Origin of the sequence: Bacillus sp. AFS002410, from assembly GCF_002556365.1 — a bacterium.
GTDB lineage: Bacteria > Bacillota > Bacilli > Bacillales > Bacillaceae_G > Gottfriedia.
This window is the reverse complement of record NZ_NUEU01000046.1, coordinates 1-16,154: the sequence shown is the minus strand read 5'-3', so window position 1 is coordinate 16,154 and position 16,154 is coordinate 1. Positions and strand designations below refer to the sequence as shown.

14 protein-coding genes, 1 pseudogene and 1 other annotated feature are annotated in these 16,154 nt (G+C 34.5%); of the genes and pseudogenes, 10 read left to right on the top strand and 5 right to left on the bottom strand.

Annotation, left to right across the window (positions count from 1 at the left end; all coding sequences use genetic code 11):
- Positions 1-464 (bottom strand): annotated as a pseudogene (locus CN692_RS27225) (hypothetical protein); the annotation flags it as partial.
- Between the two features lie 586 nt (positions 465-1,050).
- Between CN692_RS27225 and CN692_RS27060 the strand changes: the two are divergent.
- From CN692_RS27060 to CN692_RS19095, 3 genes are all read left to right on the top strand, one after another.
- The gene (locus CN692_RS27060) at positions 1,051-2,049 is read left to right on the top strand and encodes an exosporium glycoprotein BclB-related protein (protein WP_306659909.1); all 999 of its coding nucleotides are present in this window, start codon (positions 1,051-1,053) and stop codon (positions 2,047-2,049) included.
- 286 nt (positions 2,050-2,335) lie between these two features.
- A complete protein-coding gene (locus CN692_RS26255; protein WP_179874486.1) occupies positions 2,336-2,512 on the top strand; it encodes a hypothetical protein in 177 nt (58 codons plus the stop codon).
- A 120-nt stretch (positions 2,513-2,632) separates the two neighbouring features.
- Positions 2,633-2,839 (top strand): hypothetical protein, encoded by a 207-nt coding sequence (locus tag CN692_RS19095; protein ID WP_098120735.1) that lies wholly within the window; start codon positions 2,633-2,635, stop codon positions 2,837-2,839.
- A 308-nt stretch (positions 2,840-3,147) separates the two neighbouring features.
- Here CN692_RS19095 and CN692_RS19090 read toward each other — a convergent pair whose 3' ends face one another.
- Positions 3,148-3,390, bottom strand: a complete 243-nt coding sequence (locus tag CN692_RS19090; protein ID WP_098120734.1) for a transporter — start codon at positions 3,388-3,390, stop codon at positions 3,148-3,150.
- 416 nt (positions 3,391-3,806) lie between these two features.
- On the opposite strand from CN692_RS19090, the gene CN692_RS19085 reads away from it, so the two are divergent.
- From CN692_RS19085 to CN692_RS19075, 3 genes are all read left to right on the top strand, one after another.
- Positions 3,807-4,247, top strand: a complete 441-nt coding sequence (locus tag CN692_RS19085; protein ID WP_098120733.1) for a GNAT family N-acetyltransferase — start codon at positions 3,807-3,809, stop codon at positions 4,245-4,247.
- A 363-nt stretch (positions 4,248-4,610) separates the two neighbouring features.
- On the top strand, positions 4,611-6,011 hold the full coding sequence (locus CN692_RS19080) for a hypothetical protein (RefSeq protein WP_218923562.1): 1,401 nt from the start codon (positions 4,611-4,613) through the stop codon (positions 6,009-6,011).
- A 221-nt stretch (positions 6,012-6,232) separates the two neighbouring features.
- Positions 6,233-7,609, top strand: coding sequence for a glycosyltransferase (locus CN692_RS19075; RefSeq protein WP_098120731.1), 1,377 nt, complete (start codon positions 6,233-6,235; stop codon positions 7,607-7,609).
- 22 nt (positions 7,610-7,631) lie between these two features.
- Here the strand turns inward: CN692_RS19075 and CN692_RS19070 are convergent, their stop codons facing one another.
- Together CN692_RS19070 and CN692_RS19065 are read right to left on the bottom strand one after the other, a co-directional pair.
- Positions 7,632-8,690 (bottom strand): glycosyltransferase, encoded by a 1,059-nt coding sequence (locus tag CN692_RS19070; RefSeq protein WP_098120730.1) that lies wholly within the window; start codon positions 8,688-8,690, stop codon positions 7,632-7,634.
- A gap of 201 nt (positions 8,691-8,891) precedes the next feature.
- Positions 8,892-9,977, bottom strand: coding sequence for a tetratricopeptide repeat-containing glycosyltransferase family 2 protein (locus CN692_RS19065; RefSeq protein WP_257144079.1), 1,086 nt, complete (start codon positions 9,975-9,977; stop codon positions 8,892-8,894).
- Between the two features lie 123 nt (positions 9,978-10,100).
- Positions 10,101-10,321: a binding site (T-box leader), on the top strand.
- A 41-nt stretch (positions 10,322-10,362) separates the two neighbouring features.
- Between CN692_RS19065 and argS the strand changes: the two genes are divergently transcribed.
- Positions 10,363-12,051 carry an arginine--tRNA ligase gene (gene argS / locus CN692_RS19060; protein WP_098120729.1) on the top strand — a complete coding sequence of 563 codons (1,689 nt, stop codon included), beginning with the start codon at positions 10,363-10,365 and terminating at the stop codon, positions 12,049-12,051.
- A 252-nt stretch (positions 12,052-12,303) separates the two neighbouring features.
- A complete protein-coding gene (locus CN692_RS19055; RefSeq protein ID WP_098120728.1) occupies positions 12,304-12,897 on the top strand; it encodes a nitroreductase family protein in 594 nt (197 codons plus the stop codon).
- A gap of 60 nt (positions 12,898-12,957) precedes the next feature.
- On the opposite strand, the gene CN692_RS19050 is transcribed toward CN692_RS19055, so the two are convergent.
- Positions 12,958-14,514, bottom strand: a complete 1,557-nt coding sequence (locus CN692_RS19050) for an ABC-F family ATP-binding cassette domain-containing protein (protein ID WP_098120727.1) — start codon at positions 14,512-14,514, stop codon at positions 12,958-12,960.
- A 208-nt stretch (positions 14,515-14,722) separates the two neighbouring features.
- Here CN692_RS19050 and CN692_RS19045 point away from each other — a divergent pair, with 208 nt between their 5' ends.
- Together CN692_RS19045 and CN692_RS19040 are read left to right on the top strand one after the other, a co-directional pair.
- The gene (locus CN692_RS19045; RefSeq protein WP_098120726.1) at positions 14,723-15,349 is read left to right on the top strand and encodes a hypothetical protein; all 627 of its coding nucleotides are present in this window, start codon (positions 14,723-14,725) and stop codon (positions 15,347-15,349) included.
- Between the two features lie 91 nt (positions 15,350-15,440).
- Positions 15,441-16,055 carry a PH domain-containing protein gene (locus tag CN692_RS19040; protein ID WP_098120725.1) on the top strand — a complete coding sequence of 205 codons (615 nt, stop codon included), beginning with the start codon at positions 15,441-15,443 and terminating at the stop codon, positions 16,053-16,055.
- Positions 16,056-16,154 lie beyond the last annotated feature (99 nt).

The following is a 16,154-nucleotide window of genomic DNA, read 5'->3' as shown; positions in this document are numbered from 1 at the left end:
GTAGCGCCAGTAGCACCAGTAGCACCACGTTCACCCGTAGCGCCAGTAGCACCAGTAGCACCCGTAGCGCCCGTAGCACCGGTAGCCCCCGTAGCACCACGTTCACCCGTAGCGCCAGTAGCGCCAGTAGCACCAGTAGCACCAGTAGCACCAGTAGCCCCGGTAGCCCCGGTAGCCCCCGTAGCGCCAGTAGCCCCCGTAGCACCACGTTCACCCGTAGCACCAGTAGCACCGGTAGCGCCAGTAGCACCGGTAGCACCGGTAGCACCAGTAGCACCGGTAGCCCCCGTAGCGCCAGTAGCGCCAGTTGGACCAGTTGGACCAGTAGCGCCAGTAGGGCCCGTAGCCCCGGTAGCGCCGGTAGCACCAGTAGGGCCCGTAGCACCAGTAGCGCCAGTAGCACCAGTAGCGCCGGTAGCACCAGTAGCGCCAGTAGGGCCCGTAGCACCAGCAGGTCCGGTTCCTGTAGCCCCATTATTTTCTACATTTACACAAACGTTTACATTTTGTTTTACGTTACATCCGCAATTTCTTTTTCCACAATCATGACATCGATCATCATGACATCTGCAATCATCATGGTCGCGATGACATTTCTTGCATTTATCATGACATCTGCAATCATCATGATGGCGATCACATTTCTTACAATTGCATTTACATTTGCAATTTTTATGTTTACAATTTTTGCATTTGTTTTTGCATTTGCAATCATCTTGGTCGTGATCACATTTTTTGCATTTATCCTCTTTATTCAATCATTTCACCACCTAATATTATTCTTGTTATTTTATGAGACAAGCTATTTAGATGTTTGGGCAAATATAATTGATATTTGAAAAATATTATATTAGAAAAAATGTTTTCTATATAAATTCATTTATTCTGGCTTGCAAAAAACACTTAATTTTTTGAAAGGGGATTTATTATATTTAAATAATGATTGAATTGTACAGGTTTTTTACTCATTTTTTTGAATTAAAAGAACCAATTTGTCCTTTTTTTATACAATAAATTGTACAATTAAAATTTTTAGAGAGGTGTATTTTTTTGCCACTACCACCAATACCACCACTACAACCATCAGAAGAACCAAATCAGCCAGATACTACACAAAACACAGAACCATCAGAAGAACCAAATCAACCAGATACTCCACAAACTACAGATACAGCAGTGTCTGAATCTTCACAACAATCTATGCCATCACAGTCTATTATTGGCCCAATAGGTCCTATAGGTCCTATAGGTCCTATTGGGCCAACAGGTCCAACAGGTGTAACTGGACCAAAAGGGGATAGAGGAAAAAGAGGTAAAGAAGGAGAAGACGGAGAGAGAGGTAAGAGAGGTCATATGGGTCCAATGGGTCCTCTAGGGCCAATGGGACCAATGGGGCCGATGGGTCCAATGGGACCAACAGCACCAACTGTAATTATATTAGGTCCAACAGGCCCAGCAGGAGCAACAGGCCCAGCAGGAGCAGCAGGAGCAACAGGTTCAGCTGGTATACCAGGCACGGGTGCAATTATTCCTTTTGCGTCAGGAGCACCAATTGCGATGGCATCAGTAGACGTTCTTGGAGTCAGTGTAGCTAGTACAGCTGGTCTTGTAGGATTTGGAATTTCACTTCCAAATGTTGCATTACTACCTGGACCAGCGATTAATTTAACTGGAACGGGATTGCCTACTGAGATTCTTGATTTTGCATTCTCAATGCCTAGAGATGGTATTATTACGTCCATTTCTGCATCTTATAGTAATGTAGTAGCTTTAAATATTTTAGGAACAAGTATTACGGTTACTGCACAACTATATAGTGCACCGATAAATAACAATAACTTTACACCAATTTCTGGTGCAAGTGTCACATTACCAGCTTTAGCAGGCCCACTTTCAATAGGGCAAATTACTAGCGGTATTGCTACAGGTCTATCAATTGTAGTCCCAGCACAAACGCGTTTAATGATGGTATATACTGCAACTGCAAGTGGTCTTAGCCTAGTTAATGTAGTTACTGGATATGCTAGCGCAGGAGTAGCTATAAACTAACAGAAAATAATTAAATATAAATAAAGTTTTGACTCTACTAAACTAGATCATAATTGCCTATCATTGATAGAAATTGAATCTAGTAAGTAGAGTTTTTTTTCTAAAAGAATGTAAACTATTTATTCAATAAAATTCTATTAAAGAAAGGCTCTGTTTAAGTAGATTGGTGATTTTCTTGGCAGTACAGTTGCAGTAGAAAAGGATTCTTTTAAGTATAAAACGAATATATTTTTAAGAGAATAAACATATTCATGTTTCACTTTGGAACTTTTTGGAGGGAAAATAAATGACATTTTGGATATCAACAATCGGTGTTATTTTATCGTTAGGGGCATGGGTTTGGTATTATTCTTCGTTAGGAAAAAGAATTCATCAAGAAGAAAAAGAAGCAGGTAGAGATTTAACTTATGAAATCAATCCATTTACAGGCTCAGCAAAAAATACATCAAACGTGAAGAAATAATTAAAACTAACTACATGATTCATATGTAATAAAGCAAAAATTTGTTGAAGGTCAAAACTGCTTAAAAGTACTATTTTTCAATGTCGCTTCACAACTTCATTAAGGCAGGATGATAATATTATGAAATTAACAAAAAATCTAGTAATTGTATTTTCTTACATACTTTTTATGGCATTAATTATAGTTGGTCCGGAATTTCATAAATATAAATTATATGTTCTTTTATTACAGGTATTATTTTTTTGTACTGGTCCATTAGTAGTATTTATGAATAGGAAAAAATATAGAAATAAAGATAAGGTTCAAGTAAATGGTAAATTTGAATGAAATGGTTCTACGATAAGAGTTTCAGAAAGTGACATGTGGAATAAATAGGAATAATCTAAAGTGCGATCGTTATATAAGAATGGGAGCTGAATTTAGCCAGTTTCCATTTTTATTTTAGGATTTATATTTAGATATACTCATTAATAATTCTGATATTATACTTTCTGGAAAAGACATCATGGGGGAATAAATTTGGAACTAGTGCATTGCTTAAACCAATTTAGGAGTCGATGATGTTCGACTTCATTTTAAGTATTAAGCAATTAAAAATCGAACTGTGATTTTAAAAAAAGCTCGGAAGCCGATTTTTAATATGGCGTTGGAGTTGGGGGAGAACAATGGAAGGAAACAATCTCACTTAAAGCAACCGAATAAAAATTCCATCTTCCACCGAAAAACCTATAGCCATAAATATTTGATTCCGCTACTGTCGTTAAAAAGAACCAAAAATTATCTCCGTTTTTAAGCCACAAATACGTAAAACGATACATACAATTTTGAATACCTAATGGATTCGAGCCATAGGGTGCTGTTTGTCGTAAATATTCCATAATTTTAAGTTCACCCCTTATGAAAATTAGACTAATAACCAGTTTATGCTCAAGGTTAAAACTTGGTGTATTCCTAGTAGCCTACTTAAATGAAACTTTATGAAATTAAGTAAGTAATGGGTAAGTATTTTTAGACAGTATGTAAAGCTTAAAGAAGCCATGGGGTTATACTAATAACGGATTTTTTAGTTGAACAACACGATCGGTCGAAAAGTCATTTTTTGTGTTAAATAGGAGTTTTTTAGTATAAGAGGATTGTTGGATTTGTAGTAATAAATTAAAATTTTTATAACGTTAGTAACTTAACAGGGGAAAAAAATATGTAAAAGAACTAGATAAAGCTGTTTCACTTGAAGAAGTTAAATTGGATTTCATTAGAGAAAATATGTTAAATGAAGGAAAATCAGAGGTGTAATATGGAGATTATATATAGAATTGCATCAACAAATGATAGTTCAGAAATTGGTAGATTATCATGTCAATTAGGTTACAATGTCCAAAAAGATCAGGTCATTGAAAGATTAAATAAAATATTAGATCAGAAAGATCATGTTGTAATTGTAGCACAACTAGAAGGCAAGCTTATTGGATGGATTCATGCTCACGGACGATATTTGATTGAGTCCCCACCTTATATTGAGATTGGCGGTTTGATCGTTGACAGTAATTATAGAGGTCAAAAAATTGGTAAGATTCTAGTTGAAAGATGCGAAGAATGGTCAAAATCATTGGGGTATAAGGAAATAAGAGTAAGGACAAATGAAACTAGAGTAGAGACCCTTATTTTTTATAAAAGGATTGGTTTCGAAAACACTAAATCACAAAAGGTATTTAAGAAAGAATTAATATTAAACTAATAGAAGATGTGTTTATGAATTGTAGTTTTATAAATTAACGCAGGGAGTTAGCTGGATAAAGAAAAGACCTGACCACAATTAAATTGTGGTTTTTTCTTTTTTTCAAAAATCAACATTTAAACTTAGTAGAGTCTAAATAAAAAATACATAGCTTTCATAATTAATGAAAAATATATCGGTAAAATTTTATTCAGATAGATGGACTTAATTCTAGTAAATTTGATTCATAGATTTAACCTAAATACCTATATTCTATTATTTTATTTGTAAATATATTAACAAATTAATGATAAAATCCAATCCTATTAATTATTTCGAAATAATATAAAGTGTACGTCAAAATATTTTTGGAGGTGTATCTATTTGCCAATACCACCAGGCCCACCAGGCCCACCAAATCCACCATTATTCCCAATTCCACCTAGTCCAACAGGCCCGACAGGAGCACCAATACCACCAGGCCCACCAGGTCCAACATTGCCACCGGCTCCTCCGGGTCCACAAGGTCCAACAGGTCCACAAGGTCCAACAGGTCCACAAGGTCCAACAGGTCCACAAGGTCCAGCAGGAGCAACAGGTCCAGCAGGAGCAACAGGTCCAGCAGGAGCAACAGGTCCAGCGGGAGCAACAGGTCCAGCGGGAGCAACAGGTCCAGCGGGAGCAACAGGTCCAGCAGGAGCAACAGGATCAGACGGAGCGACAGGCCCAGCGGGAGCAACAGGCCCAGTAGGAGCAACAGGTCCAGCGGGAGCAACAGGCCCAGTAGGAGCAACAGGAGCAGACGGAGCAACAGGAGCAGACGGAGCGACAGGTCCAGCGGGAGCAACAGGTCTAGCAGGAGCAACAGGAGCAGACGGAGCAACAGGAGCAACAGGAGCAGACGGAGCAACAGGTCCAGCGGGAGCAACAGGAGCAACAGGAGCAGACGGAGCAACAGGTCCAGCGGGAGCAACAGGAGCAGACGGAGCGACAGGCCCAGCGGGAGCAACAGGCCCAGCAGGAGCAACAGGAGCAGACGGAGCAACAGGAGCAGACGGAGCAACAGGTCCAGCGGGAGCAACAGGAGCAGACGGAGCAACAGGATCAGACGGAGCAACAGGCCCAGCAGGGGCAACAGGATCAGACGGAGCAACAGGCCCAGCAGGGGCAACAGGAGCAGACGGAGCGACAGGTCCAGCGGGAGCAACAGGCCCAGCAGGGGCAACAGGAGCAGACGGAGCGACAGGTCCAGCGGGAGCAACAGGTGTGACAGGTTCAACAGGAGCAACAGGTCCAAATGTACTTTCTGAAGGCTTCTCAGCATTTTTACCAGCGCTTAATACAGCAACTACAACTCAGTTAACGGGGTGGAGTGTGACAAGCCCATTCTTCAATGGAACAACATTTAATCCAACAACTGGTAATTTCACTGTCCCAGCAAATGGACGATATACTTTTGAAGCAACAATTAGTTACTCTACAACTGCAACATTAACAGTATCACTTGGAGCAGGGGTAAATCCTTCATTTGTGTTCCGTAGAATAACACCTACAACAGCTGATTTGTTAAGTGGATTAATACCAATCTTAGATGTAAACGTTGCACTAGTCCTGAATCTACGAGCTATTCTTGGTGATGGAACAGTCACAATCGTTAGCGACTTACAATTAACTGCGGGAGATGTGATTGGTCTCTTCTATGAGGCTGACGGATTAACTATACCGCTTACTCTAGGTGGAAACAATTCATCAGGCATCAGTTGGTCAGTTCACCGTATTGTTTAACTACCACACTTAGAGATGTTCAGCTTATCTTAAGATAGCGACTTCCTCATTAATTATTCAATAGTAATCTATTCGAATAGTTAATGAGGTTTTTTTATTAATTTTAGTATTGAATTTGTACTGACCAAATAATCTGCACTTGAATATGTTAATTAATGTATGTGATTTAGAAAGTTGAGAGGCAAAAATTGAATGAGTGAGATTTTAAGAAGGTGTTTACAATGAAAACTAGTATTATTATATTAACTTATAATCAACTCGAAGTATCGAAAAAGTGCTTTGATAGCCTTGCAAAGTATACAAAAGAAGATGAAGTTGAAATTATTGTTGTTGATAATGGATCGACAGATGGAACACGAGAATATTTAAAAAGTAAACCTTCCTTTAATACAATCTTAAATGAGATAAATATGGGGTTTGCTAAAGGATGTAATCAAGGAATTGAAGTCGCAACAGGAGATAGTCTGTTATTTTTAAATAATGACACGATTGTTACAGAAAATTGGTTAGATGCAATGCTCAAACTTTTATACAGTAATGAAAAAATTGGAATGGTTGGACCAGTAAGTAATTATGTGAGCGGTTTGCAGAGAATCAATGTTGATTATCAAAACGATCAGGAAATTAATGAATTTTCATTAAAGTATTGTGCAAACGTAAAAGGTATGTCTAAGCAAGTGCTGCGATTAGTAGGTTTTTGTTTATTAGTAAGACGGGAATTAATAGAAAAATTAATCGGATTTGATGAAAGGTTTAAGCTTGGTTCGTTTGAAGATGATGATATTTGTTTAAGAACTATTTTAGAAGGATATGAGTTGCATATTGCATTAGATTCATTTGTTCATCATTACGGACATATGACATTTAATGGAAATAGTGATATAAACATAACACATTTATATATAGAAAACAGAATGAAATATATTCAAAAATGGGGAGATAATTTAATTGATATAGGGTATCCAAAAAATGAGATTATTGCTTTGGTATCTGCTGGTGTTAAAAACATATTAGAGCTTGGTTGTACAGCTGGAGCAACAGGACTAGAAATAAGAAATCTATATGGATGCGACTTATATGGTACAGAAGCTGATGCAGAATTATCCTCGATTGCATTGCAATTTTATAATAGGGTGGATTCAATTGCTATTAACGAAGTGCCAGATAGCTATCCTGAAGAGTTTTTTGATCTAGTAATAATTGATAATATTATGAATCAAGTTGAAGATCCTTGGAATTATGTAAAAGAAATCACTAAACTATTAAAACCAACGGGCTCAATTATTTGTAGAGTCCCGAATGTCTCACATGGAGAAGTGCTCTTTCAATTACTACAAGGTCAATGGAACTATATTCACGCTGGGATCCTAAAAAAAGATCAAATTAGATTTTTTACACCGTTAACAATAAATACACTATTCCCACCTGAACAATTTGAAATGATTTCGAAACAGAATGAAAATATAAATGTTGATGTAAATATTAAGTTGTTTTTTGAAGAAGTTGTCCACTTAGCTCATAGTTTTGGGTTTAATCTAAATCAATTAACTACTAATCTTGAAATATATTATATGTTAATGCTAATCAGGAAAAAATGATAAAAAGGCAGCTGAGTTACCTTCAGCTGCCTTTATTTATGAGTGTTGAAAAATACTCGCGATTTGAAAGAATACTTGGATGAGTTGGATAAAATTGATAAGCTAATTCATTATGATGGTTTGCAAGGAAATACTCACCGATTCTGTCATAGCAAACAGCTAATTGTAAATGTGGAAGCCAAGAAGTGCATGATGGATTGTGATTAATTAATTTTTCGTTTACTTTGTTTTGTGTTGCTTCCTTGTACCAATAAATTGCTGAATCCATTTTATTTTTTTCCATAAATAAATAGGCTAATCTGCAACAAGTTTCAGGATGAGTATTACCGTGTTTAAGTGCTTTTAATAGCCAAGTAGTTTCTAGTTCACTCAGATTGAGCTCATGATAACAATTAGCTATATAGTTACAAGCGAGTATATTATGTTCTTCAAATTGTTGGTTTGATCTTAAAAACTGTAAGAAATACTTAATTGATTGAGCATACTGAGCATTTGAACTTAGCTCTTTTGCATAATAAAACAAATCCATAGAAGTAAAAATGATTTTATTATTTAACATTTGTTCATACATTTGAAGATTTTTTTGAGTACTTTGAGTTAGAGGTAGATCAGTAATGACGAGTTTAGTAAGTTGTACAGATTCAGGAGTATATTCATTTGTTGAATTCATCGTTTGAGTATTTGAATCTAATCTTTTAAATACTCTACTAATCTTTTGTCTATTTTTTTCATCCCATCCAACTTGATAATCGACAACTATATTATAAATCTCATTTCGTAGTGACTGTTTTAAATGGATGAGATTTAAACGATCATTTTCAAGCAAAACTTCGCTAGGATTTAGTAAAAGAATAAAGTCTTTAGTAGCCAGTGATTTTGAGAAATTTAATGCAGCTACTTCATCGTCATCTTCAAAAAGATGAATCTGGTCAGTGAATTTTCTTGCGATTTCATTTGTTCGATCGTTTGACATCATATCAACAATGATAATTTCGTCAACTATATTCGTAACAGAATTAAGACATCTTTCAATTATAGCTTCGTTGTTTTGTACAACCATACATAAGCTAACTGTAATCAAATTATCACCCTTTTCTATTTCATTTGGATAAATTTATAACTATCGAATAAGCTTGAATCATTAATTCTACATACTATCAGCAATAGACCATTCATTTAACGATATATAGTGCTTCATTCGTCTCATTAGTTAGTAGTGAAATAATATCCAAAATAAGCTATTCGTAAAGGAGTAAGAGGAAGAATGAATTTTAGGGGTGTTTTATTTATTTTTAAAGTAAGTGCGGAAATATTCTTGATTGTGTAAAACAGAAGGATTATTAGGAACGTAGGTTGCAGCAATATCATTATGTTTTTTAGCGGTCTCTTGATCTCCTAATCGACTATAGCAGAGGCATAATTGTAGGTTTGGTAACCAAGTGTAGCATGCTTGGTTTATAAAAGGACTAGTTGTTGGTACATCAACAAGAGTAGCAAGCTTATACCATGTAATTGCGCGTGTAAAATCATTTTGTTGAAGATACATAAATCCTAATCGACAGCAGTTTTCTCCTCGTGGCCCATCATAAGAAAAAGATCTTAGACAACTATTTATCGCTTTTTCCAATTCTTCTATAAACAGATAGCTGTCTGCCATTTTTCCACAAGCCTGAATATTATCCTCGTACCAACCTTTTCCTTCAGATAGAAACAATTCATACCATTCAATTGCCTTTTCATATAGCTGATGATCAACGCATTCATTTGCATAATAGTATTTGTCACGAGGACTTAAATCTTTACCGGAGGCAATTGCGTTTTCATAAATTTTTAGATTGCGGTCAGAGTATTCTTTGTCTTTATGGTGAATGATTGCAGCATCTGACTGAATAATTTCTCCATAAACTTCTAAATATTCATGTACGAATCCAACCCATTTAAATTTTCTTTCACGCTTAACAATTCGATTTCGTACAGAACTAAAACTTGGATTTCCGTTTTCATCAAATGCAAGATGATATTTCATTCCAACAGCATCGACATTTTTAGTCAGTGTCTTTTTTAATTTAAGTAATTTTTTTGCATTTTCTTCATTAACAATATCATCTGCATCAAGCCACATTATATAGTCCTTCGTAGCTTTTGAAAAAGCAAAATTTCTAGCTGCTGAAAAATCATTTATCCAAGTAAAATCATAAATTAAATTTGTAAATTTTTTAGCAATTTCTTTTGTTTTATCTGTCGAACCTGTATCAATAATTATGATTTCGTCTACTATAGTAGATACAGAAGATAAACATCTTGAAAGCACAGCTTCTTCATTTTTTACAATCATACAAAGGCTTAACGTTATTGGTTTTTTATTCATGTATTCCACCTCAATTTCTATGTTATTAAGGTTGTCAACAAAAGGTGCTATTCATCGAGTTCAAAAATAAGATTAATATTGAAATTCTAGAATGAATATGGTTAAATGATAAAAATGAATATTGGAAATTTTTAGATGAAGAGAGTAATCTTATTTTTATTCTTTAAGCGAGTTAGGGATGGTGAAAGCCTAATAGACGAATAAGATGAAACGCACTTCGGAAAAGCGGTCTGAAATAGTAGTAGGACTTTGCCGGGGAAGACCTCGTTAACAAATTTTAAAGTTGGTTCAATATATTTGAACAATTAGAGTGGTACCGCGGATTATTTAAACCCGTCTCTTATGATAGAGACGGGTTTTTTATTTTGAGAGAGGATTGATAAATATGAATTATGTAAATTTGTATAGTGAACAAATCGAAAAAGCTTTAAATGGAGTATTAAACATAACTGAAATCAACGTACTGATTGAAAAACCGAATTATGCAGATCAAGGTGATTTGGCATTTCCTTGTTTCCAATTAGCAAAGACATTAAGAAAATCTCCTGTAATGATCGCCAATGAAGTTGCACCATTGATTAAACACGAGCTTATTGAAAAGGTTGAAGCGAACGGTCCGTATGTAAACTGTTTTTTGAATAAAAAACTAGTAAGTAAACAAGTAATTGATTTAGTTCTCAGTCAAGGTAAGGAATATGGCAACCAAATAGATGGAAATGAGAAAACAGTTGCGATTGATTGTTCCTCTCCTAATATTGCAAAGCCATTTTCAATGGGGCATTTACGCTCTACAATGATTGGAAATTCGATTGCTAAAATTGCAGAAAAAAATGGCTATAAAGCAGTAAAAATTAATCACCTTGGGGACTGGGGAACACAGTTTGGAAAATTGATTGTAGCTTATAAACAGTGGGGTAATCAAGACGCTGTAAAAGAGAATCCAATTAAAGAGCTTTTAAAATTATATATTAAATTTCATGAAGAAGTTGAAACAGAGCCTCAACTTGAGGAAGATGCTAGAAGCTGGTTTAAGCAATTAGAGGAGAAAAACGAAGAAGCATTACATTTATGGAAATGGTTCCGTGAAGAATCACTTAAAGAATTTATGTTAGTATACGATTTATTAGGTGTAAATTTTGATAACTTTAACGGAGAAGCATTCTACAATGATAAAATGGACCGAATAATTGATCTTCTAGAACAGAAAAATTTATTGGTCGAATCAGAAGGTGCCGATGTTGTTGAATTACCTGAAAAAGATTTACCACCATGCTTAATTAGAAAATCTGACGGTGCAACTTTATATGCTACACGTGACTTAGCTGCAGCACTTTATCGTAAAGAAACGTACGATTTCGATAAGGCTGTCTATGTAGTTGGTGGAGAACAAGCGCTACATTTTGAGCAAGTATTTACAGTTTTGAACAAAATGGGGTACGAATGGTCTAAAGATATGGTTCATGTACCATTTGGTTTAATCCTACAAAATGGTAAAAAAATGTCTACACGAAAAGGGAAAATTGTTCTATTAGAAGAGGTAATTGAGGAAGCAATTAGTTTAGCAAGTCAAAATATTGCAGATAAAAATCCTACATTAAAAAATAAAGAAGAAGTTGCAAAAATGGTCGGTGTCGGTGCAATCATTTTCCAAGATTTAAAAAATGATCGTATGAACAACATCGAATTCTCACTTGAACAGATGTTAAAATTTGAAGGGGAAACTGGACCTTACGTACAGTATTCAATTGCTAGAACAAATTCAATTTTAGAAAAAGCAACATCGTATGATGTAAGTAAACAAGAGGGACTTGACGATTCTTATAGTTGGGACATCATCAAACAGATTCTTGAGTTTCCAAATAAAGTTTCACGTAGCTTCGAACAATTTGAACCGTCGGTAATCGCAAAATATACAATTGACTTAGCTCAAAGCTTTAATAAATATTATGGAAATACACATATTCTTACTAATGATGATCAACTTGAAAGTAGATTGGCATTAATAAAAGTTGTTTCCGTTATATTAGAAGAAGGATTAAGATTATTAGGCATTCGTGCTCCAAAAGAAATGTAATAGAAACAGGTATTGAAGAAATTATCCTTCAATACCTGTTTTCTTTTTTGATCTGAACTTAAACACAGTCTTTCCAAACTTTACTACATATAAATACTTATGGAAATACGTGGGAAGTATTTAACAAACTCACGATCATAAAAACAAAGTGTAAGAAAATAGTTAAAAAACGAAAAGATTATTGAAAATGATTATCATTTACATTTATAATAAATATAAAGATTATTTAGAAACTAAGGAGAATAACGTTCAATGTCGATATTAGATTTTATTAAAAATAGAAGAACAATTAGAGATACAAAAAAAGATCCAATTAATCCGGAAGTTTTGATGGAGTTACTTGAAGCAGCATCTTATGCTCCTTTCCATAGTAAAGAAGAGCCTTGGCAATTCATTATGATTTCAGAGCAAAAAGAAAGAGAATATTATGCTTCGAAAATTGTAGAAAGCTATGAAAGAATGGAATTAACTGAAACATACACAGTTGAGAAAATTAAAAAATCGACTGAATTTTTCAAGTCATATATTATTGATACACCAATGCATTTAATCATAACGACAGATCATTCAGACAATGAAAAGAGAAATTTAGAAGCAATCGGAGCAACTTGTGCATTTGTTCAAAATTTACAATTAGCGGCTTGGGAAAAGAATATTGGAATGGTATGGCGAACTAATCCTTATATTTTTGATAAGCAATTTTATAAAGAGATGGAGATTCCAGAAAATCGAAAAATATTAGGTGCTCTTCATATTGGATATATAAATACAATGCCAAAGGGTACAAAGAAAAGAAAACATCCTCGTGAGTGGACTACTCAGCTTAGTCAAAAAATTTCACTTTAGGATATAAATTCGAAATAAAAAAGAGTCCGAAAATTATTTCGGGCTCTTTCTTTATCTAAATTAAAATACTTTAGTAGTCCAGTTTTCACCATTCCATACATCCGTAACTAAACCTTCATAGAATTCAGGCTCGTGACAGATTACTAAAATGCTTCCTTTGTACTCTTTTAATGCACGTTTTAGTTCTTCTTTTGCGTCTACATCTAAATGGTTTGTAGGCTCATCGAGTACAAGTAAGTTTGTTTCTTGATTAATTAGCTTACATAAACGAACTTTTGCTTTTTCCCCACCACTTAATACAGCAACTTTACTTTCAATATGCTTAGTTGTTAATCCGCATTTTGCAAGTGCAGAACGTACTTCATATTGTGTCATAGAAGGGAATTCGTCCCAAACTTCATCAATACAAGATTTATTATGATCACCTTTAACTTCTTGTTCAAAATATCCAATGTGAAGGAATTCGCCTCGTTCAACTTCACCGGAAATTGGTTTAATATCGCCTAGTAAACTACGCATTAACGTCGTTTTACCAATACCATTTGCCCCAACTAAAGCAATTTTTTGACCACGTTCCATACGTAGATTTAATGGTTGAGATAGCGGTTCGTCATAACCAATCACTAAATCTTTTGCTTCAAATATTAATTTACCTGAAGTACGGGCTGGTTTAAATTGGAATTCAGGTTTTGGCTTTTCACGTGCAAGCTCAATTACATCCATTTTATCCAGTTTCTTTTGGCGAGACATTGCCATATTACGTGTAGAAACACGAGCTTTATTACGAGCAACGAAATCCTTCAGTTCAGAGATTTCTTGTTGTTGACGTTTATATGCTGATTCTAATTGTGATTTTTTCATCTCATGAATTGCTCTGAAATTATCATAATCACCAACATAGCGGTTTAATTCTTGATTTTCCATATGATAAATTAAGTTAATAACACTATTTAAAAATGGAATATCATGCGAAATTAAAATAAATGCATTTTCATACTCTTGTAAATAACGTTTTAACCATTCAATATGTTGCTCGTCTAAATAGTTAGTAGGCTCATCTAGTAATAGGATGTCTGGTTTTTCTAAAAGAAGTTTTGATAGAAGAACCTTTGAACGTTGACCACCAGATAGTTCAGTTACATCACGATCAAGTCCGATATCTTCTAATCCTAGACCACGACCAATTTCTTCAACTTTAGCATCAATAATATAGAAATCATTATTTGTTAAAGTATCTTGAAGAACTCCTACATCTTCAAGCATTTTTTCCATTTCTTCTGGAGTTGCATCTCCCATTTTCATGTATAACTCATTAATTTCATTTTCCATATCAAACATATATTGGAACGCACTTTTTAATACGTCGCGAATTGACATTCCTGGTTGTAAAACAGCATGTTGGTCTAAATAACCTACACGTACTTTTTTAGACCACTCAACCTTACCTTCATCTGGCTGTAATTTTCCAGTAACGATATTCATGAAAGTTGATTTACCTTCACCATTCGCACCAATCAGCCCGATATGTTCTCCTTTTAATAAACGGAATGATACATCGTTAAAAATCGCACGATCACCGAAACCATGACTTAAGTTTTTTACAGTTAAAATACTCATTGATCGACACCTTTTCTATATTTTCATTTTTATATAATTATGTTCTTTTTAGAACGGAATTTAAACAGTCACCATCTAATTATAGTCTGCAACGGGTAGAGTGTTCAATGATAAAATTAAAATAGCAAAAAAGGGAAAAAACGGAAAAACAGGGAATACAGTGATAGTAAGAATTTTAGGAGTATGAGATTAAGGAGGATAATTTTGATTGAAAAAAATATTTTTAATATTAGCCATATTTGTTTTTTTGGTTAGTTGTAATCGGGAAGTAATAAGTAACCGTTCAACTGCAAGTGGAAATAATGTTGTTGAATCGTATAAGATGACTAATTATGAGAAAAACGTAGTCAAGAGAATAGGGGAAAATCCTGATCAAATTGCATTATATAAATTGAAATTTGGAAATGTTAATCAGTTAAAAGAGATTAAAATGAAAGTGAAAGTGTATGAAGATGGAAAACTAACTCAGACAATTTTAGATTCAGGCATGTTTATCTCTAAAAAGGATATAGGAAAAACATTTTATCTTTCATTTAAACGAAAACTTCAATTAGATACAAAACGAAATTATGAATGGAATACTACTATTTCAACAGGCGCTAAAAATAATAGTACGGTTCAAACGGTATACAAGCAGCCTCATGAGACAAATATTTCAACAATTGGGACCATATTTAAGAAACAAGAAATCAAAAAGGATAAGGAAATTATTCTTGGAGCATTTGTAGATGCAGTTGACAAGATGGAAACGGTCGAAGTTTTTCCTGACATTCAGGATAATGAAAGACTATTTGAAAATAAATATGTATACTTATTATGTCTAGAAGTGAAATAGATAAATGGGTGATAAAATGGAAAAGGAAACAGCTATTCATTTCCTTTAGTATTGATATTCCATACACAGACCCAATGAGGAGGAGTAATATATGTTTGGTAAAGTTGCTGCAGATATGCTTGGTTTAAGTGATGTTGGTAGTGTTATTGAACCGAAGAATTATGACAAGGTTGATTCTGACGATTATGTAATGCATGAAGATAATGAAAAAATTTATTTTTTAATAAAATCTAAATCAGATGAGTACTGCTTTACAAATAAGGCTTTAATCCATTTAGATGGTACGAGTGCAATTAGTAAGAAGCGTACGCTACACCGTTACAATTATCACACACATAAAATTTCACACGTAGTGCTTGAAACTGCTGGTACAATTGATTTAGATGTTGAAATTAAGTTTCATATCGGTGGTAAAGAGTTCTCAATTGATGTTCATAAAAAACATATTGAAGCACTAAAGGATTTATATAAAGCTTTACTAACAATCGCCGAGATTAGCCATGAAAATGAAAAAGCACTTGGATATGCTAAGGAAAGTATTGAAATTGCTTCTACAACATTAGGTCGTGTTACTACAGCTGAGAATAGTTTAGTAAATAGTTTCAAACAAATTAACGAAGCTGCTTTTGAATGGTTAATGAATTCTAGAGAGCAATATAAAGTTAAAGATTTCGGATACGTATTTGAGAAGTATATTAATAACTAATTTAGTAAATAGAGGTCTCGTAAGTCATTGTACTTATGGGACTTCTTTTTTTTTGGGGGATTTCCGTTTGGATAGAGATTGGACTTCAGTCAAGAAAGT